1 pseudogene is annotated in these 1,089 nt (G+C 57.9%); it reads left to right on the plus strand.

Annotated elements, in window-relative coordinates:
• Positions 1-1,089: pseudogene (locus tag K7431_RS30805) on the plus strand (type IV secretion protein Rhs); the annotation flags it as partial.

Here is a 1,089-nt window from a genome sequence, read left to right on the forward strand (position 1 = left end):
GTCGGGCGTTCGTTGTTTTTGCGTTATGCGTCGGGGCGGATCGTGGCGGTGGATTATCAGATCCATCGGGCCACGGGTCTTGAGCCTTTTGTCTGGGTGACGGAACAGAACGTTGTTTCCTACGCGTATGACGGTGCTGGGCGACTGGTTTCTGCGACCAATGCTGTCGGTGAACGCGAGGTTTATCGGTACGACGAACAGCACGTCATTCTTGAGCGTGGTTTGGCCGGTGGGGCGAGTTTTTACTGGGAGTGGGAAAGGTCAGGCAAGGCGGCGAGGTGTGTCCGGCACTGGGCCAGTTTTTCGCAGATGGACACGCGGTATGCCTGGGATGACAACGGGCAGGTCACGGTGTTTAACGCCGACGGCAGTCAGGAAGTCTACGTGCATGACCAGCGGGCGCGGCTGGTGCAGCGGGTGGATCCGGACGGTGCCGAGCACTTTAAATCTTACGATGAAAAAGGCCGGCTGACGGTTAAGCAGGACCCGCTGGGGGCGGTGACGGCGTATCAGTACGACGACGCTGGACGCTTGGTGGCGTTGTTTCCGGGGGAGGATGAGCCGACGACCTACGAGCATGACAATGGGTTCGTACGGGTCGTAAGGCGTGGTGAAGCGGTTTGGAAGTATGAGCGCAATGATCAGGGCGATGTGACGCGTAGGACCGATCCTGATGGTCACGCTACTGACTACAGCTACAACAAATATGGGCAACTGGTTGGGGTTTGGTATCCGGATCACAGCTGTCAGAAGTTGGTTTGGAATGAACGTGGGCAGTTGCTTGAAGAGCAGTTGCCGAATGGTGGGATCAAGCGTTATCGCTATGACGATCTTGGCCGGCAGGTGGCGCGTGAGGATGAGCATGGGGCGCTGACCCAGTATCAATGGGACAGTGTTGGGCGGTTGATTGGCGTTGTGCTATCGGGCGGTGCGCTCAGGGAATACAGCTACAACCCCTACGGAAAAATCACTTCCGAACGCGATGAGCTGGGGAATGTTACCCGCTACGAATACGCCGACGGCTTGCACCTGATCAGCCGTCGCCTCAACGCCGATGGCAGCCAGGTCAACTACCGCTACGACAACGTG

Origin of the sequence: Pseudomonas fluorescens group sp. (assembly GCF_020093335.1) — a bacterium.
Classification (GTDB): domain Bacteria; phylum Pseudomonadota; class Gammaproteobacteria; order Pseudomonadales; family Pseudomonadaceae; genus Aquipseudomonas; species Aquipseudomonas petroselini.